This window comes from Sphingobacterium psychroaquaticum (genome assembly GCF_004421025.1).
GTDB classification, from domain to species: domain Bacteria; phylum Bacteroidota; class Bacteroidia; order Sphingobacteriales; family Sphingobacteriaceae; genus Sphingobacterium; species Sphingobacterium psychroaquaticum.
Genome location: NZ_CP038029.1, coordinates 3,029,224 through 3,050,708, shown reverse-complemented (window position 1 = coordinate 3,050,708; position 21,485 = coordinate 3,029,224). Strand labels below are relative to the sequence as shown.

Genomic DNA, 21,485 nt, shown 5'->3' with positions numbered 1-21,485 from the left:
TATGAAAGCAGTTGTGATTACCGAGTTTGGTGGCCCCGAGGTTCTTATGGTGCAGGAGCGCGAGCGTCCAACAATAGGGTCGGAGGAGGTGCTTATTGCAGTAAAAGCCGCCGGAATTAATAGACCAGATCACTTTCAACGCAAAGGAAATTATCCGGCGCCAGCAGGTGTCGTAGCCGATATTCCGGGGCTTGAGGTGGCCGGTATCGTTGAGGAAGTGGGAAGCGCCGTAACGCGATGGAAGGTGGGCGATCAGGTATGCAGCTTAGTAGCGGGCGGTGGCTATGCAGCGTATGTCGCTGTCCATGCTGCTATGTGTTTACCGATTCCGGTTGGACTTTCTTTTGCGGAAGCGGCAATACTCCCCGAAACGATTTATACCGTTTGGGATAATCTCTTTCGAAGGGGGCAGTTGGTCGCTGGCGAAGGGGTATTGATACATGGCGGCTCGGGAGGCATAGGATCGACTGCGATTCAGTTGGCGAAGGCTTTTGGCGCACGGGTTTTTACCACGGTTGGCGACGCTGTAAAAGGTGCATATTGCGAAAAGTTGGGGGCAGATGTGGTTGTTCCATATAAGGAACAAGACTTTGCAGCGGTATTGAAGGAGGAACGGGTGGACGTAGTTTTGGATAGTATTGGTGGTTCGTATTTTAGCAAGCATATCGATATGCTGGCACCGGATGGACGTTTGATACATGTCAATGCTGTTGGCGGTGTAAAGGTTGAGCTTCATATCTTGAAAATGATGCAAAAGCGCTTGTTGCTTACCGGTAGTACACTGCGTGCACGAGACCTTTCTTTTAAAATAGAACTCACCCAGGCGGTCTATGACCATGTATGGTCTTTAATTGGGCAAAAATTTCGTCCACAATTATATAAAACATTTCCATTGGAGGATGCCGCTAAGGCGCATGAATTACTTGAATCTGGTGATTTCCTTGGTAAGCTTGCTTTAGTTATTTAGGTAGCTAAATACTTTTAGCAGTGTAATTATGTCGTTTTTTATTTATCTTGCCAAAATAAACATTAAACCTACTGTTTTATGAAGCTAAAGTTTCTAACAACCGTTTTGTTGGCGGGTAGTATTTTGATCGGTAAAAGCCAGCGTATAGAGAAAGTTGATAAACCCATTGATTTGGTAAGCACATTGGTGGGAACGCAATCTACGTATTTCTTGTCAACAGGGAACACCTATCCGGCGATCGCTATGCCTTGGGGGATGAACTTTTGGAGTCCTCAAACAGGTAAGATGGGCGACGGCTGGATGTATATGTATACGGCAGAGAAAATTAGAGGCTTTAAGCAAACACATCAACCGTCTCCATGGATGAACGACTATGGTCAGTTTTCCATTATGCCGATGGTGGGTGTCAAAACATTTGATCAGGATAAGCGTGCCAGCTACTTTTCGCATAAAGCAGAGGTGGCGAAGCCGCATTATTATTCGGTATACCTAGCGGATTATGATGTAACGACTGAAATAACACCGACCGAACGGGCCGCCTATTTTCGTTTTACATTCCCGAAAACAGATGAAGCTTATATTTTACTCGATGCCTTTGATAAAGGTTCCTATGTGGAAGTAATACCTGGTGAGCAAAAGATTATTGGTTATACGACAAAAAATAGTGGGGGGGTACCCGATAATTTTAAGAACTATTTTGTGATGACTTTTGATGCGCCTTTCGCGAATGTAGCTACTTTTGCCGATTCGGTGTTGACGGATGGTCGTTATTTGGTAAAGGCCGATCACGTCGGCGCGCTGGTTGGGTTTAAGGTTGCTAAGGCTAAAGGACAAGTATTGGCTAAAGTGGCTTCGTCTTTTATTTCTCCTATGCAGGCCGAGCTCAACTTAAAAGAGCTAGATGGTGCTACGTTTGATCAACGCGTTGCAAAAGGGGAGGAAACGTGGAATACGGAGTTAAAGAAAATTGAAATTGAAGGGGGAAGCATTGATGATATGCGGATATTTTATTCTTGTCTGTATCGTTCGCTGCTTTTTCCACGCATGTTTTATGAGATTGATGCGACCGGTCAGGTGGTTCATTATTCCCCGTATAACGGGAAAGTACTGCCGGGATATATGTTTACAGATACCGGTTTTTGGGATACTTTCCGAAGCTTATTTCCTTTCTTGAATCTGATGTACCCCGAGGTGAGTGTTAAGATGCAAGAGGGTTTGGCCAATGCCTATCGTGAAGGAGGCTGGTTGCCGGAGTGGGCAAGTCCGGGTTATCGTAGCGTGATGGTTGGAAATAATTCAGCTTCTGTGGTGGCTGATGCGTGGGTGAAGGGCATTCGTTCAAAGGATATAGAAACGCTCTATGAAGCGTTATTGCACGGTGCGAATAATGCGGGCCCCCTAACCGCTGTTGGACGGGCGGGAGCCTCTTATTATACAACATTAGGCTATGTGCCGTACGATGTTGATATCAATGAAAATGCAGCGCGCTCGTTGGAATACGCGTACGATGATTTTACAATCTATCAATTGGCAAAGTCTTTGAAAAAATCGAAAGCCGACATTGATTTGTATAAAAAGCGTGCTTTTAATTACCAGAAGCTATTTGATCCAGCTACAGGTTTAATGCGGGGCAAAAATAAAGATGGTTCCTTTCAATCGCCATTCAATCCATTTAAATGGGGAGATGCTTTCACGGAAGGGAACAGTTGGCATTACACGTGGTCTGTTTTCCAGGATGTTGAAGGTCTGGCTAAGTTAATGGGCGGACATAAAGCAATGGAAACAAAATTGGACTCGGTCTTTACGTTGCCACCAATTTTCGATGATTCTTATTATGGTTTTCCGATCCATGAAATCCGGGAAATGCAGATCGCAGATATGGGGCAGTATGCGCATGGAAACCAGCCTATTCAACACATGATTTATTTGTATAATCATGTCGGCGCACCATGGAAGGCGCAGCATTGGGTACGTGAGACGATGAAACGTATGTATACCCCAAATCCTGACGGCTATTGTGGCGACGAGGATAATGGACAGACTTCGGCCTGGTATGTTTTTTCTGCTTTAGGATTTTATCCGGTAACGCCGGCGACTGATGAGTATGTGCTAGGCGCTCCACTTTTCAAGAAAGCGGTACTGAATCTTTCCAATGGCAAGAAAGTGGTGATTCAAGCTGATAATAATTCGGATGCAAATAAGTACGTAAATAGCTTGCAATGGAATGGTAAAGCGTATACAAAGAACTTTGTAAAACACAGTGATTTGATACAGGGAGCGACTTTGCGTTTTGATATGCAGGCGAAGCCTAATACGAGTCGCGGAACAGCGGTAGGTGATTTACCTTTCTCGCTGAGTAAAGACGATAAGTAAAACAAAAAAGAGCGCCTTTGCGCTCTTTTTTGTTTTACTTATTTCTCTAAGGACGATGAATTGAGCCGCAAGGAGTTTAGAATAACAGAGACTGAACTTAAACTCATGGCTGCAGCAGCGATCATGGGTGACATCAACATCCCAAATGTGGGGTAAAGTAGACCGGCAGCGATCGGTATCCCGATGACATTGTATAGGAAAGCAAAGGTGAGGTTCTGTTTTACATTACGCATCATTTGATGGCTCAATGTGATTGCTTTATTAACCCCTTTAAGATCGCCTTTGACCAAGGTTATTTCTGAACTCTGAATCGCTATATCTGTTCCTGTACCCATTGCAATTCCGATATCGGCTTGCGTAAGGGCCGGAGCATCGTTGATCCCATCACCTGCCATTGCCACTACTTTTCCTTGCGCTTGCAACTTCTTAATTTCGTTTAACTTATCTCCCGGAAGCATATTGGCTTTAATATGTTTTATATAGGTCTTATCAGCCACAACTTGCGCTGTATTCTCGTTGTCTCCTGTAAACATATACACGTCAATCCCCTGTGCTTGAATATGCTTGATCGCTTCAGCACTGGTGGCTTTGACCTGGTCGATGATCGTTAATAGACCCGCATACTGCTGATCGATGGCTAAGATAGAAATGCTGTTTCCTTGCTTTTGTGCTGTAACAATCTCTTCTTGTAGATGTTGTGGCAGTACCACGCCATTCTCCTCCATCAGCTTGCGTGTGCCCAAAAGTACGGACATATGAAAGATGTTTCCGGATACCCCTTTACCACTGATGTTTTCAAAATTTGTTACATCTAGTAAAGCTAAACCGTGCTCCTTTGCTTTGTTTACCATGGCCTCGGCTAGCGGGTGGGAGCTGCTTTTGTTAATGGATGCTGCAATCTGCAAGACATCATTTTCTTTAAATTTTTCATGTCCGCTGGTAATGCCTGATACAGAAGGACGACCTTCAGTCAGGGTCCCCGTCTTATCTACGATAAGCGTATCGACCTTTTGGAGCTTTTCCAAAGCTGCTGCATTCTTGATCAGAATGCCACTTTTAGCTCCTTTGCCGATACCCACCATGACCGACATCGGTGTTGCTAGACCCAGTGCACATGGACATGCGACAATCAGAACGGCCAGTAAGTTGGTGAAAGCAAAAGCGGTGCTGTTGTCGATGCCGCTAAAGTACCACACGATGAAGGTAATAATGGCGATAGCGATGACGATAGGCACAAAGATTCGTGATACCCGATCTGTTAGCTTCTGGATTGGAGCTTGACTTCGGCTGGCGTCATTGACCAGTTGGATAATTTGTGCCAGCAGTGTTTCACTACCAATATGTTTGGCCTTCATCAAGAAGGTTTGATTACCATTGATTGTACCACCAATCACGGCATCACCTTCGCTTTTTTCCATGGGAATTGATTCGCCCGTGATCATCGACTCATCAATACTGCTGGAGCCTTCGGTGATGGTACCATCGATTGGGATTTTATCACCAGGGCGTACGCGCAAGATATCGCTAATCTGAATATCGGATACGGATATTTTCTTTTCCTGACCGTCTTTTACGAGGATCGCATCGGCAGGGGAAAGTTTGATCAGCTCCTTAACCGCTGTATTGGTTTTGGAGTGTGCTTTTGCCTCCATAACCTGCCCCAACAACACCAAAGTTAGGATCACCGCCGCCGACTCAAAATACAATGCCACATCGCCGTGATGACCGATTAGCTCATCGGGGAAGATCTGCGGAAACAGCAGCGCAACGATGCTATATACATATGCTGCCCCCGCGCCTAAACCGATCAAACTGAACATATTCAGGTTCCATGTCTTGAATGAGGTCCATGCACGGGTAAAGAACATCCAGCAGGTATAAAAAACAATAGGTGTCGTCAAGATCAATTGTATCCAACCGTTAATTTTTGGCGAAATAACTTGGCTCACAGGAGCTCCCGGAAGCATATCCCCCATGGCCAAAATAAATACAGGCACAGTTAGCGCAACACTAATCCAAAGTTTTCTAAGTAGATTTTGATAGACTTCGTCCCCCGCATCATCAACCTGATTCGCAACGAGATCCATACCACAAATCGGACAGTTTCCTGGTTTATCTTGCACAATCTCAGGGTGCATCGGGCAGCTGTATTCCACTTTCAAAGTGAGCGCTGGTATTTTCTCCAGATTCATCCCGCAGACAGGACAGGAGCCAAACTCATCGTATACTTTATCCCCTTCACACATCATCGGGCAATAGTATTTACCCGCGTTGTCGGCACTCGGTTTCATCGTGCCACTGGGTACATGCATGCTGTGATCTATATCTTTTAAGGATTCGATAGGGACTAGGTGCATGTTACAGACCGGACACCGACCTTTTTCGTTGTAGGTCTTGTCGTGTCCTTCGCAGAACATCGGACATATGTACTTGCCACTAGGGGAATCAGCGATTTCCACTTGTTTTGCTTTCTCGGTGGAGTCTAGTGCTACAATCTGGTACGGCCCATCTTCGCCCAGCTGTTCTTGAAGCTGGTGTAGGGTGTATGGTTTTTCCATATGTAAATCTGCGATACCTTTCTCTAGATTTACATGTGCGTGTACACCTTCTAATGCATTGAGTTTCTTTTCGACTGTAGCTTGACAGCCGCTACACGTCATACCTAATATTTTGAATTGTTTATTCATATCTTGTAACGGTTTTATATCGTTGTATGTATATAGTTCGTAAACGTTGTCTTATTTCCGCAATAGGACGGTTGCAAAGCGGCGATTTACGAGCTCACCGGTTTTACTTTTTACTGATTCTAACTCTTCTTCCACCGCCTGTATGTGAAAACCGACATGCAAAGCGAGTTTCTCTATTTCCTCCGCATCGTAAAGTTGAAAACCAAATGCAGTGAAGGGTAAGGTTGACATAAATTGTTTTAAACCAAACGTAATAGCCAGTAGGCCATCCTGCTTTAGCACGCGGTGCAGTTCCTGTAGGAGATTGAGCGGGTCTTTCCAAAAATAAATCGTGTTTACGGTCAATATTTTATGGAAGGTTTCGGTTGTATAGGGAATAGTTTGACCATCGTATACCGTAAATTGAGCACGACCTTGATCAACGAACAATTGATTATTGTGTTGTGCAGCTTGTTGCATTAAATCCGAAATTTCTAGTCCGTGGTAGGTCGTTCCGCTATATTTTTTTAGGAGCGGTGTGATATGGTCGGCATTGCCATGCCCCAGTTCCAGTACGGTATCCCCGTCTCCAACGTGGAGGTGAGCTACAGCATGCTGCGTCATATTCGCGTTGGTGGTTTGCATCATCAAAGCCATCTCTTCGCCCTTTTTTCCTGTGGGCATGCGTAGTTGATCTGCTATTTCCTTTAATTTATCGATATCCTCCATATATACAATGAGTTAAATCACTATACAAAGATCAACAATCAGAAAGGGGAAATGTTACATAATTTGATGTATGGTTTATATAATTTTACGGTAGGTTGAAATGGTTTTACAGTTTATCCAACGCAATACGGCTATCCTCTGCTTGCTTTTTAAACACCGAAGGGGAGATGCCGGTTATCTTCTTGAATTGACTGCTTAAATGGGCAACGCTGCTGTAGTTAAGCTTAAAGGCAATTTCATTAAGGTTGAGCTCATCGTAAGCCAAGAGTTCTTTCACGCGTTCAATTTTTTGGCTAATAAAGAACTTTTCAATGGTGTTTTTCTCAACCTCACGAAACAAGCTGCTGATGGTATTATAGTCTTTGTTTAGCTTCTCGGAAAGGTAGTCAGAGAGGTTTACTTTTAAGTTATCATCGCTATGGTGAATGGAGGCGATAATCAGGTTTTTTATTTGCTCGACTGTTTTTACTTTTTTATCGGTCAAGAGCTCAAAGCCCAGTGTGTTGAGCTTTTGCTCTAGTTGTTCCTTTACGGGGTCTATATGCTCTTCCAAAACGGTAACTTTACCCAGCTCAATCTGGGTAACCGTAAGGCCTAAGGCGGTTACTTCGTTTTTTACAACCATTTTGCAACGATCGCAGACCATATTTTTTATGAACAGCTCCATGGATTTAACGTGATAATGTCGAAAATAGATAAAATATTGCTGAACTGAAAATGTGGGATATGGATGTGACGTGGAAATTACTTTTGTGGGTTGTTGAATATCGGTAGACCGTCATTTTTCGTAGGTGTAATCGGCAATACGGCTGCTATTCGCTAACTTTAATATTATTAATACGGTAGTTTATGGAGAAGAAAATGAAAATTGAAGTTTGGAGCGATGTGATGTGTCCCTTTTGCTATATTGGTAAACGGCGGTACGAGGCTTCGTTGGCAGACTTACCTTTTGCAGATCAGATTGAGTTGGAATGGAAAAGTTATCAATTAAACCCAACATTGGAGACTAATCTGGATATTACAACATATGATTATTTAGCGGAGAATAAGGGGATGTCTGTTGCGCAGGCTAAAGCGATGACTGCGCAAGTAGCAGAAATGGCTAAGACCGTAGGGTTAGATTACGATTTTGATAAAGCTGTTGTTGCCAATTCTTTTCGGGCGCATGAGTTTTCTCATTTTGCGAAAACATTTGGCAAGCAGGATGAAGCAGAAGAATTGTTGTTTAAGGCCTATTTTACGGAAGGAAAAAATGTGGATGATATCGGTGTGTTGCAAGAATTGGCTGCAGCACTAGGTTTGGATACGGCCGGTTTAGCAAAAGCGTTGGAGGCCGGACAGTATCGTGATGCGGTACGTGAGGATTTATATGAAGCACAGCAACTAGGCGTTCGCGGTGTTCCATTCTTTGTGTACAATAGGAAGTACGCGATCTCTGGCGCACAAGATGTGGACGTGTTTAAACAGACGATGGAGAAAGCTTTTACCGAATGGCGAAAGGAAAATCCCGCTTCTCCGTTTGAAGTCATTGAGGGACCAAGTTGTGGCCCCGAAGGATGTGAATAAAAAAATAGGCTTCCTTGGAAGCCTGTTTTTTTTATTTCAATCGTAAGAAATCTTTTTCTTTATTCCATGTCATCGCTGTGAAGACGATCGCCAAAATGCAGGCGCCTAGAATAAGTTCGAAAGAAGCACTCCATCCGCTTTTATCGACAATAGAGCCTAATGCGGCGTTGGCGAGTAGATCCCCAATAAAGTAGCCAAACAAGCCTGTTAGTCCGGCAGCTGTTCCTGCAGCCTTTTTAGGAACCAAGTCTAGCGCCTGTACACCAATAAGCATCACTGGGCCGTAGATTAAGAATCCAATTGACCAAAGTGCTATGTTAATCACCCACACGTTTTCGCCTGGTGCTTGCCAATATACAAAGGCAGCAAGGAACGTTAGGGCCATATAGATTATCGTGACCGGAGCTCGTCTTCCTTTAAACACTTTATCACTCAGGACACCACAAAGGATGGTACCTGGGATTGCTGCAAGTTCGTAGAAAGAAGCGGACCATGCTGCTTCTGAGGCAGAGAAATGTTTTGCTTCTTGTAGAAAGGTCGGCGCCCAGTTGATAATACCGTTTCGAACTAAATAGACAAAGGCATTTGCGATCGCTATAAACCAAAGCATTTTATTGTTTAGGACATACTTTAAAAAGATCTCCTTCGCTGTGAATTCTTTCTCTTGTGAAGCATCGTATGTTTTCGGGTAGTCATTGTTATATTCTTCGATTGGCGGAAGACCACAAGACTGTGGTGTGTCGCGAACCAATAAAATAGAAACAAAGGCCACGAGGATCGCAATCATCCCTGGGAAGTAAAGGCGCGCTTGCCAATCAGCAAATAGCTCCACGCCCCAGATGGTTAATGGTCCAACCAGGAAGCCGCCCACATTATGGGCAAGGTTCCATATCGACATGGCGGTACCTCTTTCTTTAATAGAGTACCAATGTACGACCACTCGTCCGCTTGCGGGCCAGCCCATACCTTGGACCCAACCATTGATGAAAAGGAGCCCAAACATGACTGCTACCGAAGAGGTTGCAAAGGAGAAGAACCCCATAAAAATCATAGTGAGCGAAGAGAGGATAAGTCCGGTTGCGAGGAAGTATCTCGCATTACTACGGTCCGATACATTACCCATAAAGAATTTACTCAATCCATATGCAATAGATAGGGCTGACATGGCGAAACCAAGTTGTGCTTTGGTATAGCCTAAATTATCCTGTAGATCTTTAATAGAAAAAGAAAAGTTTTTCCGCACAAAATAGTAGGCGGCATATCCGATGAAGATACCCAAGAATACCTGTAAACGCAGTTTTTTGTATTCGGGATCAATTCGTTCTGCCGGCAGTTGCGGTTTGTGTTCCGCCGGCTTAAATAGGTGTAACATGCAGATTTACGTTAAAAAGGTTGAGGTTAAAAGAGGTTGGGATAATCGCTAATAATACCGTCGACTTTTAAGGATTTTAAACGATCGATTTCATTTTTATCATTAGCTGTCCATGGAATCACTTTCACCCCACTGCGACGTGCATCTGCCATAAAATCTTTGTTGACCAATTTGTAGTTTGGACTGATGATAAAAGGAGTGAACCCTAAATCTTCGATCAGCTCTTTGATCGATTTTTTGTTTTTTGCATCGATCAGATAGGATGTTTTTATCTGCGGATAAATTTTGTTGATATACTGAATTGTGCGTTTGTCAAATGATTGGATGACTGTTCTCGCTGCAATTCCTTTATCAATGACGACTTGTAAGACTAAGTCTGAAAATTCTTGCGGTAGGGGATGGTACACCCCATCTTTGCCATTAACACTCTTTGTTTCGATGTTGTAGAACATGGGTGTTTTACGCTTTTCTTTCGCATATTTTTCCGAAGCATCAATTAGCTCTGATAACAAGGCTATTTGCGTCTTCACCTTTTTTTGTTCTGGGAAGTCCGCATATACTTTGCTGCCAATATCAAACTTTTTTAGGTCGTCATAATTGTAGCTGTATATCAAACCTTTGTTATCTGCGCCCTGTAGTTGTTCGCCGTTTGCATATTGTACAAACTTAGGATTAAGGTAATCATCGTGATAAACGACTACTTTTTTATCTTTCGTGATGTGACAATCCATTTCTAATGTCGTTACCGTAGGTAAGTCTATCGCTGTCTTCATCGCTCCAATGGAGTTCTCTGGATACAATCCTCTAGCACCACGGTGTCCTTCGTACGAGAAGGTCGGGAAGCTGTCGATTGTACTTGGTGTATTTTTCTGCATCGAACAACCAAATATGAGTCCGCTAGCTAATATAAGTAATGTTTTATTTATGTTTTTCATACCTTTCTTATAAAACAGTTTGGGGGCTTTACTTGTAAAGCCCCCAAACTATTAATAACTTTTGTAAATCGCAAAATCATCCATGCCTAATCGGCCGTTGTTTACGGTATTACTGCTTGTTCCTAATCCGAGTTTGTTTATTCTAAACCGGACAGGTTGATCGATATCCATCAAGAAAATAGCTTGCTTTGCTACTAAGCTCTGCGAAGTAGGGTGTGCATCTGATATGGGTTTACCCACGATTTGCCATGTTTTACCTTGATCTATCGAGGATTCCAGTTGGAATGTCGAAGATCTATCGGTATAGTAAGCACCGTACCACAAGGTTACTTTGGATGCTCCATCTGGTAAATCAAAGTTCATTTGCAGGTAGGCAGATGTGCTTAAGTTTTGTTGGAAACGTATCGACTGCTTTCCGGATACAATACGGTCGCGTCCAGCTGTATTTCCTTGTAAGGACTGATTTAGATTCCATGGTCCAGTTGGGAAATTGATAACAGCAGCTGCATATCCTGTTTTTTGTTGATATGGTTCCTCAAATGTTTCTGGCCATCCGGCATAGATTTTACCGGAAGGGAAGGTGAGGTCTTCTGCTTTCTGCATACGAAGTTCCAGCTGCCCTTGGTTGCTGTAAAAAATCCCCTGAAATGTTGCGGATGGCGATAGCGCAAGTTCCGAGAAGGTTGCTTCTTTGTTTGTTGATAAAACAATTTTTTTGTTCTCACTATCCACTAAGGTATGCTCTCCTGCAATTGTCTGCCCCTTACTAGGTTCAGGGTCAACATCTGCCGTGATACTGATAAGCGTGCTCTCGAAATCGCCAGGCTTAGCATGTAGATTGGTGATCGCAACAGGAAGGTATGCTTTATTGTTTCCTTTAGAGATGATACTAATTTTGTCCGCCGCTAGATCTTTCACGCGAAGAGCACCTTCAGACCCCGATAAAGTGGAGCCAACAAGTTGCATGGAGATCGAGTCACCAAACGTATATTTACTGGCTTGATCTACTTGAACAAGGATACCGCGCGTCTTTCCCCGCCATGTGCTTTGAACAGCAATAGTGTTGGGTGTTAGGTTCTTGTTTTCATGATTTGATATAACGACACCGCCAACGGTGGAAGCGCCTTCTAATGTAGACTCCGAAATACGGATGTCTGATCCTTTATAGTTACTACGCAGGACATAGATGGACGCCTCGGTATTTACGTGGTCTATGATCTCTTCATCGTTATCCTTGAGGCATCCAGCTAAGGTAAAGCTGCTGATTGCCAGGGTGCCGAATACTGTATATTTTAAAAAAGTACTTTTCATAATGCTCTATTAATTATTCCACCAAACTTTGGTTTTGCTATCATCTGCACCACCCATATTCGCAACAGCCTTCAAGTAGTTTGTTCTATTGTAAGAGATCGTTGAAGCCGGGAAAGGCAAACGTGTAGGATAGATGCCATCATTGCCCACGCCGGGTCCTACGAATAGTTTAGGGTAACCTGTACGACGAATTTCTGTCCACTGTTGAAAATCGGTGAATAACATCGCGAAATAGCGTTGTGTATGTATTTTTTCCATTTTCGTGTCCAGATTGTCCGTTGCCGCCAATTTGACAATAGGCTGTGCAAAATAGTCTGCCGTCAACGGGGCTTTCCAACTTTGGAAAGAAGCAGCAATCCCGCGGTTGTAAAAGTCTGTTACGTTACCTGTGATATAACCTTTGGCGGCTGCTTCAGCTAAAATAAACTGGAGCTCACTGTAATTCATAATATTCCCCAATAGTCTTTCTGTTTTCAAAGACAGGAGCATGCGAGAGCCCAGTTCAGGAACATTTCCTTGCTTGTACCCACTTTGAATACCTGAATATACGCCTAATGTTGCTTCGGTAGCCCATTTGGTAATACGACTGTCTTTCAAATCCAACAAAGTATTAATGAAAAATTCGCTATATCCTTTATCGCCGTTGAAATCTAGATCCCGATAATTGTAAAATTCTGTAACGAAAGGTACAACATTCGTGAAGTTAAAGTTTGCGTTGTCGTTATTGTTTTCGAAGATCGGATAGTTTGCGCTATTAGTCTCTACGATTTCTTTGATCTTAGCAACACTTCCTAACTCGGATTTGCCTGACGTACGAAGAAGGAGGCGTAGGTATAACGAGTTTCCGAAACGACGCCAATGTTCTGCACTGGTCCGCGTACCTCCGTTGGAGTAGCTGAACGGATAGATAGGATCATCATTGAATGCACGAGCCGGAATTACTTTGTTTAGTTTCAACAGTTCGTTCGCTTTCTCCAGTTTTTCGAATAATTGCTTGTATACATCCTGCTGACGATCAAATTTTGGTGACACTTCTCCTTCGCGTCCTTGGTTCGCTTCTGAATAAGGGACATCTCCGTAAACATCGGTCAAAAGAGATCCGACGTAGGCATCGATGATCAAGGACATACCTTGCCATGTCTCGTATCCCTCTTGTTTTGTCTCCTCTGCCGAGGTATATACGTTGCGGATATTCGTTAATTGTACATACCAGTTTTGCCAAGAACTATTTGACTCCGAGTTCCGAATCTCATAGCGGTGTATTTCACGGCTATCGCTGTTGGTTACGGATACCTGCGCTAATTCTCCATTGATACGGAAACCTCTGTTTAAATTGTTGTTGACAATAGATAAAAGAGCAGGAGCAAATAAAGACTCCGGACTAGCGAAATTGTTTTCGTTGGGATTGGTGTTCTTTTCAATAAAATCTTTGGTACAGCTCGTCGTTAACAACAGTCCTGCAAGCGCACCTATACCTATTTTGAGTGTTATATTTTTTCTCATGAGTTCTCTAGATTAGAATGATGCTGATAAACTAAAACCGAAGTTCCTTGTTGATGGGAACTGTGCTATTTCAGCACCTTTTTGAATACCTGCAGCAGTTAGTGAACCAAATTCAGGGTCAAAGGCTGGCCATTTGGTGAATACCAAAAGGTCACGGCCATATAGACCTAATGTTGCACGTTGGATTTTTAATGCACGTAGAAAATCCTTGTTGATGGTGTAGTCAATGCGTAACTCACGAAGTTTAATATAGTTCGTTGAGAAAGTGTTAGACTCCAGATTGTCTCTGTTGAAGTGACTGTAATAGAAATCACGCGCATTCACAAGCGTTGTATTCGGACTGTATGTGCCATTGCCATTGTCCACGACACCTTTTCCCACAAGACCATTGTAACGGCCAGGTACTGTTTTGTTGAGTTTTCCTTCTTCCATTAATACGGCATGGGTAAGGGAGTAGCCTACACCACCAAATTGACCGTCGAACAGGAAGTTAAAACGCCAGTTTTTGTATTTGAACTCGTTCCCCCATGCTGCTTTCCAAGGTGCGGTGGAGCGACCTAGATATACCAAGTCTGTCGTTAGCTCAGGGAAACCATCCTTGTAGATAATTTCACCTGCCGTGTTCCGTTTGTAGCCATAGCCATACATTGCGCCATAATTTCCACCCACACGCGCTTCAATAGTACCTCGAGAACCGTAGATAGTCGACAAGATAATCGCATTCTCTTCTGAAGATTCAGGCAGTGATATGATAATACCATCATTGTAAGAAAAGTTACCAAACATTTTCCAGTTTAGTTTATCCTTAGCTTTCAGGATTTGGTACGATGTTGCAAATTCAGCTCCTCTGTTACGGACTTCACCAGCATTAATAACCATTCGAGTGTATCCACTTGATGGATCGATTGGCACCGGGAGAATTTGGTCAAAGGTATTGTTCTGATAAACCGCAATGTCAAATGTTAAACGATTTTTGAACATACGAAGGTCGGTACCAAACTCGATGGAACGAGTCGATTCGTATTTTAGTCCTTCATTTGGAATTTGTACTGGATTGGTCAAACCATCACCATAGCTCGGTACCAGTGGATACGTATAAGCCGTTAGGTATGGGTTTGTTCCGCCACTACCCACATTAGCCAAGGAAGCACGTACTTTGAAGAAGTTGATTGCTTTAGGTAATGTTAGTAATTGTGAAAGGATTAAACTTCCGTTGTACGAATTGTACATAAAGCCTTTTCCGGCGCCAAATGTAGGCGAAGCCAACGTGCTGGACCAATCGACGCGACTGGTAACATCCAAAAATAAATAGTCTTTAAACTCAAGGTTGGCCATACCATAAATAGAGTTTACGGCGTATTGGCTACGGTACGGTCGCGATACGATCGGCTCTGCTGTGTTTCCTAGGTTATAAACTCCCGGAACCAAAAGCTTGCTGGTTGCCTTATCATATTTACGATATGTATTAGACATCCGTGCTCCCCCAAAGTTTGCACCCCATTTTATATCCTTGTTGCGTTCATTACGGTAGCGCGCTAAGAAGTCCACATTGGTCTCTTTTGCAAAAACATTCGTTGTACGGTAATAACCGTTTGCGAACTTGTTAGAATCAAAAGGCCTTCTGGAGCTTCGTCCATCATAGCTTACATCCATGGAAGCACGTCCCATCAAACTAAATTCTTTGGTGAACTTATAGTCTAGCTGGAAATTTCCCAAGAAACCGTTTCTATTCTGGTCGTTCAACATTTCATACGCCTGTAAGTATGGGTTATCAAGCAACGTAGACATCGGTGTGTTTTGTTCTACATTTTCTTCAATCCACGGATTCTTGAACCAATCCAAATTCATGTTTGGTGTTAGTCCGCGAATAAAGTACATGACGGTACCGTTGTTGTATCCAGTCGTTGGTAGGTTGTCTGAGTTTTTGTTCGTCAAGGTTACCTTACCCTGCATGCTCAACTTATCTGTTGGTCTGTAGCCGAGTTGTAGATCAAGATTGCTTCTGTTGAATCCCGTATTTGGGACCATCCATCGGTTGACGGTATTTCCCAAACTAATTCTAGTCGTCGTTTTGTCCGTTGCCGTAGAGTAAGAAATATTGTTCGAACTGTTTACTGTCGTTTCGAAGAAATCCTTTTTATTGTTTTCATATGCCACCCATGGGGTACGCTCAGGCGCTGTCAGACGGTAGTATTCCGGGTTAAACTGGTAATACATCTGTCCGTTAAATTTAGGTCCCCATGCAGAGGAAGTAGAGTAGGTGCTGGCACCATCTTCGGATCCCCCGTATGAATAGTAAAAATCACCTCCCGCAACACCGGCACCATATTGATTTTGGTAATCAGGCCAGCGGTTGATCGTACCGATTGATGTATTGGAGTTTACACTAATACCCAATCCTGCACTTTTTTTACTTCCTTTTTTTGTGGTGATAATAATCGCACCATTGGCGCCACGCGCACCGTATAGGGCGGTTGCTCCCGGACCTTTAAGCACCGATATATTCTCGATATCTTCTGGGTTGATATCGGCCAATCCAGTTCCAAAATCGACAGGTGAATCATCGGATAGGTAGTTTCCATTTCCGTTGGTCGTCATACGGCCTGAGCTGGAACTGGTAATCACCCCATCAACCACGATTAAAGCCGAGTTGTCGCCCGATAAAGAATTCTCACCACGAAGAATGATTTGGTTGGTTCCTGCAGGACCACCGCCTGATTTCACGAGATTAAGACCCGCAACCTTACCACTTAATGCATCCGTCCAGTTTGCCGATTGTGCGTCGGTTAATTCTTCTCCGGATACACTTGTAACAGCGTATCCCAATGATTTTTGTTCCCGTTTAATGCCTAACGCCGTTACCACAACCTCTTCGATCCCTTGCGAGTTTTCTTTTAGATTGATAACCACGCGATCATTACTGTTGCTTGCTTGGTATGTTGAAGCATCATAACCAATTAGGTGAAAGGTTAATGTTGCGCCACTATTTACTTCTATTTCAAAAGTTCCATCATTCTGACTAGAGCCTAAGTTCACGCCATTCGAACGTATGGAAACACCACTCAATCCTGTTTTAGTTGCCTGATCTACAATCCGGCCTTTGATTTTTACTTTTTGTTGTGGATGAGCCTTCGTGATCGGCTGAGAAACGTGTGCATACACATGACTGCCAGAGTAACAAGCTGTAGCTAAGGCTAGCCAAAAGGCGCTAGAGATAGCGCGACCTGGCTTTACTTTTTTAAGCTTTTTTGTTAACATAGGGTTATTTTATAATTAAATATTGGTTTCAAAAATTGTTAATTCACATTAACTTAATGTTAAGAATACATGAATTAATAAATTGTTAAGTACAAAGCGCTCGCTATCAGCGCACCTAGTATGGGGCCGACAATAGGAACCCATGCATATGTAACATCAAATGCAGCTTTTTTCTTGATTGGAAGTAAGGCGTGCATTATCCGAGGACCTAAATCGCGTGCAGGATTTATAGCATAGCCCGTTGTTCCACCCAAGGATAAACCGATTACCCAAACTAGAAAAGCGACGGGGATTGCCCCGATAGACCCTAGGCCTATAGTTGTCGTATTGTCAATCTTTGCATCGGTGAAATGCAGAATAGTAAAGATCAAAAGGAACGTTCCGATTATTTCGCTCAACAAGTTAATAGGAAGATTGCGGATGGCTGGAGAAGTGCAGAAAACCGCATGTTTGGCTCCCGCATCATCGGTTCGGTCAAAATGGTCTTTGTAGATTGCCCATACGAGGAAGGCTCCAATCATGGCGCCTAAAATTTGAGCCGTCATATATTGCATAGCAGTTGCTGCATCCAATTTACCCAAGGCGAGGTTCGCCAGGGTTACGGCGCAATTTAAGTGTGCTCCGCTATAGGGGCCCGCAATGGTTACGCCGACAAAGACAGCGAGTGCCCAAGCGGTGCAGATTACAATCCAACCGCCGTTGTTTCCTTTCGTATCTTTTAGAACAACATTGGCGACAACGCCTCCGCCCAGAAGTATCATGGCGGCTGTACCAATAAGTTCAGCTAAAAATGGTGTCATAATAACAAGGTTTATGTTTTGGTTATTTATAGTCAGCCCAGAATTTTACGGTATCTGTTGCCCGTTTCCATTCACGAAGCTGTACATCATAGTTTTTTTCTGTGGTATGTGTAAATGTTTTGTCTTCCTTCCATAGTGCTTTAAGCTCCTCAATATCCTTCCAAAAGCCGACAGCCAGACCTGCTAAGAAGGCGGCACCCAGCGCAGTTGTCTCGGTTACGGCTGGTCTGATGACCTTCGTTTGGAGTATTTCTGCCTGGAATTGCATCAAGAAATTATTCTGTGTTGCACCACCGTCAACGCGCAGTTCCTTGATCGGTGCTTTGGCATCCATTTCCATCGCCTTTAAGATGTCGTGTGTTTGGTAAGCAATACTTTCCAAAGCTGCCCGTGCAATATGTGCATCATTAGATCCACGAGATAAGCCCACAATTGTGCCGCGCGCTTCTGGGTTCCAATGCGGAGCGCCTAAGCCCGAGAAAGCAGGGACAACATACACGCCATTGGTGTCGCTCACGCGCATAGCCAGTGGTTCAATGTCTTCGGATTTTTTAATAATGCCAAGTTCATCACGTAACCATTGTACCACTGCTCCACCAATAAAAATGCTTCCCTCCAGCGCATAACTTACTTCGTTGCCTATTTTCCAGGCAACGGTAGTTACTAATTTATTGGTCGATATAACGGGTTTTTGGCCGATATTCATTAATAAGAAACAACCGGTACCGTAGGTGTTTTTGACCATGCCTTCCTGTGTACATAACTGTCCGAAAAGAGCAGCTTGCTGATCGCCCGCAATACCTGCAATTGGAATGGCCTTGCTGCTAAGCTCCGTGCTGGTTTCCCCATAGATTTCGGAACTTGCGCAAACAGTAGGTAGCATAGAGGCTGGAATTTCGAAGATATCCAGTAATTCCTGGTCCCACGTCAACGTATTGATGTTAAATAGGAGTGTGCGCGATGCATTAGAAACATCGGTAATATGTTTCGCTCCATTTGTCAGGTTATAAACTAACCAAGAGTCTACAGTACCAAAAGCAAGATCCCCTTGTTCGGCGAGCTGTCTTGCATCAGGTACATGATTCAGGATCCAGTTAATTTTTGAGGCAGAGAAATATGCATCGATAAGTAATCCTGTTTTCTCCTGTATTAAGCGTTCTAATCCACGTTCGGCGATGGCTTTACAATAATCTGCGGTACGGCGATCTTGCCATACGATTGCGTTGTATATAGGTAAGCCTGTCTTTCTATTCCAAACAATAGTTGTTTCGCGTTGGTTGGTAATACCAATGGCCTTGATCGCTTCCAGCTTAATATTTGCTTTCGCAATAACCTCTGTCAAGACCGCCAATTGGGTGGACCAGATTTCTTGTGCATCATGCTCTACCCATCCCGATTGCGGGAAGAATTGTGTGAATTCTTTTTGCGCAACATTTTCGATACCCCCTTGCTTATCAAACAAAATGGCCCGTGAACTGGTCGTTCCTTGGTCTAGTGCTAAAATAAACTCCTTCATTATATCATATATGGTTTAAATGGTTATTTGTTTTTATAAGGTATAATTTTTTACGAGACTACGGTAGTCTTCCAGCTCTTGGATAACCCAGTCTTCATTTTTATTTAGTTGTTCAGCCATTAGTTTAGCAACTTTTGGAGCGGCCTCCAGTGAAGCTTGCGCATCCAATAGTAAGAAACGAATACGACGTGCCAAGAAATCTTCTAGTTTGACAACCATTTCATGCTCACAGGCCCATACTACTTCTGCCATTCTAAAGTCGTATTTTTCGTGTATTTTTTCGGCAAGCGCTGGTGTATCGGTCATTAATTTCGTGATCGCATCCATATCGCTGCCATACACCTGCCAGTGACCAGACTGTTTGTTCGTTGTTGATCCATGAATCGGTAGATGTAGGGTCTTACAGGCTTTATTTTCCAGTCCGGTTGTGGCAATGGCAAAATCAACGGTTTCTTCACCCATTTTACGGTAAGTTGTCCATTTACCACCTGTTATGGTTACTAAGTTGGACGGACTTTTAATGAGCTTATGGTCACGCGATATTTCTTTTGTACTGTTACTATCGCTGTTTGTAGGCGCTGCAAGCGGTCTAAGTCCCGCAAAGATGCTCAACACATCCTGACGTGTTGGTGCATGCTCTAAATATGCATTTGCGGTGTTCAAAATAAAGGTAATTTCCTCCTCCAAAGGACGCGGCTCGATTTGATGCTCATTGAGCGGGGTATCGGTTGTTCCAAGCAATACTTTATCATGCCATGGCACACCAAAAAGTACGCGACCATCGCTTGTCTCTGGAATCATGAGGGCATCAATATTTCCGAGGAATTTTTTATCTACGACAATGTGCGCCCCTTGGCTCGGTCGTACTAGGTTTTTATGTGTTGCGGTATCGAGCTTCAGAATGTCATCTACAAATATTCCGGTCGCGTTGATAACAGCTTTCGATTTAATGGTGTACACTTCCTGGGTCTGTTGGTCTGTAAATACTAAACCATTCACCTTTCCTGCATCATCTTTTGTGATGGCGGTAACATCCGTATAGTTCAGAACCGTTGCACCATGTTCTGCCGCTGTTTGCGCCAGGTTGATAGCCAATCTAGCGTCATCAAACTGACCGTCGAAATATTGAATCCCGCCAATTAAGCCTTTCGTTTTTATCTTGGGAAGTTTTTCAATTACTTCTCTTTTATTAAGGAGCGAAGATTTACCGATCCGTAGACTGCCGGCCATCCAATCGTACATCTTTAAACCGATAAGGAATTTCATCTTTCCGAAAAAAGAATAGGAGGGAATGACAAAGCTCTGTACGAAAGAAACATGCGGGGCGTTTTTAAATAACAAGCCGCGCTCTTTTAGTGCAGAATAAACAAGTTTTACATCGCCATTAGCCAAGTAGCGAACACCACCATGTACGAGTTTTGTGCTCTTGCTGGAGGTTCCCTTTGCAAAGTCATATTTTTCGATCAGCAATGTTTTGTATCCTCTAGACGCTGCATCAACCGCAATTCCTAGTCCGGTAGCGCCGCCACCAATAATTGCGATATCCCATTGGTCAGCTGTTTTGACCTGTTTTAATGCTTCGGTTCTTTTGAAATTCATTTCCGTTTCTTTCGTTTTATGGTGATTATATGGTAAAGATAATAAAAAGCGTAAATAAACGAAGATTTGTGAAATTTTTTAACTTTTGGATTTGCAAGTGCTTACGATTTCCTATCTTGGACATATGAATAATGTTGAAAGGCACCAATACATCATTAAGGAGATTGAAAAAAATGGTCATGTTTCCGTGGTTGATCTTTGTGAGACTCTAAAGGTTTCGTCGGTTACGATACGAAAGGACTTGCAGTTTTTGGAAGATGCAGGCATTGTGTTTCGTACGCACGGTGGTGCAACCAATGTTAATCCGTATCAGAAGGATCGTTCGATTAACGAAAAGGCGAGTTTGTTTGCCGATTTAAAACGAAAGATAGGGGCAGAGGCCGCAAAGTTGGTGGAGCCCAATGACTCTATTATTATTGCATCGGGAACAACGATGCAGTATTTTGCACAGGAAATTGCTCCTCAGGATCGGTTGACGGTAATTACTTCGGCTATTAATGTAACGCTAGAACTGATAAAGCATGATAATGTAGATATCATCCAGTTGGGTGGGCCGGTGCGGAAAACATCGTCTTCCATAACCGGCCGATACGCAGAAGATCTATTAGGTGATTTTTTTTGTTCGAAACTCTTTTTAGGGGTGGATGGCATTGATCTGGACTTCGGCATTACGACGACTAATGTACACGAAGCGCTGCTCAACCGACGGATGATGGAGTCGGCACATAAGGTTATTGTGTTGGCAGACTCTTCTAAGTTTGATCGGAAGAGTCTGGGTAAGATTGCCGGCCTTGCTAAAATAGATATGATCATTAGTGATAGTATCCCACTTAAATACCAACAGTTGTTTGATTCATTGGGGATTGAATATCGGATTTGCTAATTCAGGG

General features: G+C 43.3%; 15 protein-coding genes. 4 read left to right on the top strand and 11 right to left on the bottom strand.

Annotation, left to right across the window (positions count from 1 at the left end; translation table 11 throughout):
• The first annotated feature begins 1 nt into the window (after position 1).
• The gene (locus E2P86_RS12805; protein ID WP_134433433.1) at positions 2–967 is read left to right on the top strand and encodes an NAD(P)H-quinone oxidoreductase; all 966 of its coding nucleotides are present in this window, start codon (positions 2–4) and stop codon (positions 965–967) included.
• Positions 968–1,045: 78 nt separating this feature from the next.
• The gene (locus tag E2P86_RS12800) at positions 1,046–3,340 is read left to right on the top strand and encodes a GH92 family glycosyl hydrolase (protein WP_134433432.1); all 2,295 of its coding nucleotides are present in this window, start codon (positions 1,046–1,048) and stop codon (positions 3,338–3,340) included.
• A gap of 38 nt (positions 3,341–3,378) precedes the next feature.
• Here the strand turns inward: E2P86_RS12800 and E2P86_RS12795 are convergent, their stop codons facing one another.
• The 3 genes from E2P86_RS12795 to E2P86_RS12785 form a co-directional block, all read right to left on the bottom strand.
• A complete protein-coding gene (locus E2P86_RS12795; RefSeq protein WP_134433431.1) occupies positions 3,379–6,027 on the bottom strand; it encodes a heavy metal translocating P-type ATPase in 2,649 nt (882 codons plus the stop codon).
• 51 nt (positions 6,028–6,078) lie between these two features.
• Complete coding sequence (locus tag E2P86_RS12790; RefSeq protein ID WP_134433430.1) at positions 6,079–6,735, bottom strand: class I SAM-dependent methyltransferase; 657 nt, start codon at positions 6,733–6,735, stop codon at positions 6,079–6,081.
• A gap of 106 nt (positions 6,736–6,841) precedes the next feature.
• Entirely contained in the window at positions 6,842–7,402 is a 561-nt protein-coding gene (locus tag E2P86_RS12785) for a helix-turn-helix domain-containing protein (protein ID WP_134433429.1), read from the bottom strand.
• A gap of 182 nt (positions 7,403–7,584) precedes the next feature.
• On the opposite strand from E2P86_RS12785, the gene E2P86_RS12780 reads away from it, so the two are divergent.
• Entirely contained in the window at positions 7,585–8,301 is a 717-nt protein-coding gene (locus E2P86_RS12780; RefSeq protein WP_206367969.1) for a DsbA family oxidoreductase, read from the top strand.
• A 31-nt stretch (positions 8,302–8,332) separates the two neighbouring features.
• Here E2P86_RS12780 and glpT read toward each other — a convergent pair whose 3' ends face one another.
• The 8 genes from glpT to E2P86_RS12740 all read right to left on the bottom strand — a co-directional run bounded on the left by glpT (position 8,333) and on the right by E2P86_RS12740 (position 20,595).
• Positions 8,333–9,673 carry a glycerol-3-phosphate transporter gene (glpT, locus tag E2P86_RS12775; protein WP_085471275.1) on the bottom strand — a complete coding sequence of 447 codons (1,341 nt, stop codon included), beginning with the start codon at positions 9,671–9,673 and terminating at the stop codon, positions 8,333–8,335.
• 26 nt (positions 9,674–9,699) lie between these two features.
• Positions 9,700–10,608: a glycerophosphodiester phosphodiesterase family protein gene (locus E2P86_RS12770; protein ID WP_085471276.1), complete on the bottom strand. Its 909-nt coding sequence runs from the start codon at positions 10,606–10,608 to the stop codon at positions 9,700–9,702.
• A 51-nt stretch (positions 10,609–10,659) separates the two neighbouring features.
• A complete protein-coding gene (locus E2P86_RS12765; protein ID WP_085471277.1) occupies positions 10,660–11,919 on the bottom strand; it encodes a DUF5689 domain-containing protein in 1,260 nt (419 codons plus the stop codon).
• A 9-nt stretch (positions 11,920–11,928) separates the two neighbouring features.
• Positions 11,929–13,422, bottom strand: coding sequence for a SusD/RagB family nutrient-binding outer membrane lipoprotein (locus E2P86_RS12760; RefSeq protein WP_134433428.1), 1,494 nt, complete (start codon positions 13,420–13,422; stop codon positions 11,929–11,931).
• Between the two features lie 12 nt (positions 13,423–13,434).
• Entirely contained in the window at positions 13,435–16,680 is a 3,246-nt protein-coding gene (locus E2P86_RS12755) for a SusC/RagA family TonB-linked outer membrane protein (RefSeq protein ID WP_085471279.1), read from the bottom strand.
• 74 nt (positions 16,681–16,754) lie between these two features.
• Positions 16,755–17,480, bottom strand: a complete 726-nt coding sequence (locus tag E2P86_RS12750) for an MIP/aquaporin family protein (protein ID WP_085471280.1) — start codon at positions 17,478–17,480, stop codon at positions 16,755–16,757.
• A 22-nt stretch (positions 17,481–17,502) separates the two neighbouring features.
• Complete coding sequence (glpK, locus tag E2P86_RS12745) at positions 17,503–18,996, bottom strand: glycerol kinase GlpK (protein ID WP_085471281.1); 1,494 nt, start codon at positions 18,994–18,996, stop codon at positions 17,503–17,505.
• 33 nt (positions 18,997–19,029) lie between these two features.
• Positions 19,030–20,595: a glycerol-3-phosphate dehydrogenase/oxidase gene (locus tag E2P86_RS12740; RefSeq protein WP_134433427.1), complete on the bottom strand. Its 1,566-nt coding sequence runs from the start codon at positions 20,593–20,595 to the stop codon at positions 19,030–19,032.
• A 124-nt stretch (positions 20,596–20,719) separates the two neighbouring features.
• Here E2P86_RS12740 and E2P86_RS12735 point away from each other — a divergent pair, with 124 nt between their 5' ends.
• Positions 20,720–21,478, top strand: coding sequence for a DeoR/GlpR family DNA-binding transcription regulator (locus tag E2P86_RS12735; protein ID WP_134433426.1), 759 nt, complete (start codon positions 20,720–20,722; stop codon positions 21,476–21,478).
• Positions 21,479–21,485 lie beyond the last annotated feature (7 nt).

What these genes read in the sequence shown, in the direction of transcription:
- E2P86_RS12780 (WP_206367969.1), top strand. Translation starts at nt 7,585, where the DNA reads ATGGAGAAGAAAATGAAAATTGAAGTTTGGAGCGATGTGATGTGTCCC.
- E2P86_RS12755 (WP_085471279.1), bottom strand. Translation starts at nt 16,680, where the DNA reads ATGTTAACAAAAAAGCTTAAAAAAGTAAAGCCAGGTCGCGCTATCTCT.
- E2P86_RS12735 (WP_134433426.1), top strand. Translation starts at nt 20,720, where the DNA reads ATGAATAATGTTGAAAGGCACCAATACATCATTAAGGAGATTGAAAAA.
- E2P86_RS12760 (WP_134433428.1), bottom strand. Translation starts at nt 13,422, where the DNA reads ATGAGAAAAAATATAACACTCAAAATAGGTATAGGTGCGCTTGCAGGA.
- E2P86_RS12785 (WP_134433429.1), bottom strand. Translation starts at nt 7,402, where the DNA reads ATGGAGCTGTTCATAAAAAATATGGTCTGCGATCGTTGCAAAATGGTT.
- E2P86_RS12805 (WP_134433433.1), top strand. Translation starts at nt 2, where the DNA reads ATGAAAGCAGTTGTGATTACCGAGTTTGGTGGCCCCGAGGTTCTTATG.
- glpT (WP_085471275.1), bottom strand. Translation starts at nt 9,673, where the DNA reads ATGTTACACCTATTTAAGCCGGCGGAACACAAACCGCAACTGCCGGCA.
- E2P86_RS12800 (WP_134433432.1), top strand. Translation starts at nt 1,046, where the DNA reads ATGAAGCTAAAGTTTCTAACAACCGTTTTGTTGGCGGGTAGTATTTTG.
- E2P86_RS12765 (WP_085471277.1), bottom strand. Translation starts at nt 11,919, where the DNA reads ATGAAAAGTACTTTTTTAAAATATACAGTATTCGGCACCCTGGCAATC.
- E2P86_RS12740 (WP_134433427.1), bottom strand. Translation starts at nt 20,595, where the DNA reads ATGAATTTCAAAAGAACCGAAGCATTAAAACAGGTCAAAACAGCTGAC.
- E2P86_RS12790 (WP_134433430.1), bottom strand. Translation starts at nt 6,735, where the DNA reads ATGGAGGATATCGATAAATTAAAGGAAATAGCAGATCAACTACGCATG.
- glpK (WP_085471281.1), bottom strand. Translation starts at nt 18,996, where the DNA reads ATGAAGGAGTTTATTTTAGCACTAGACCAAGGAACGACCAGTTCACGG.
- E2P86_RS12750 (WP_085471280.1), bottom strand. Translation starts at nt 17,480, where the DNA reads ATGACACCATTTTTAGCTGAACTTATTGGTACAGCCGCCATGATACTT.
- E2P86_RS12795 (WP_134433431.1), bottom strand. Translation starts at nt 6,027, where the DNA reads ATGAATAAACAATTCAAAATATTAGGTATGACGTGTAGCGGCTGTCAA.
- E2P86_RS12770 (WP_085471276.1), bottom strand. Translation starts at nt 10,608, where the DNA reads ATGAAAAACATAAATAAAACATTACTTATATTAGCTAGCGGACTCATA.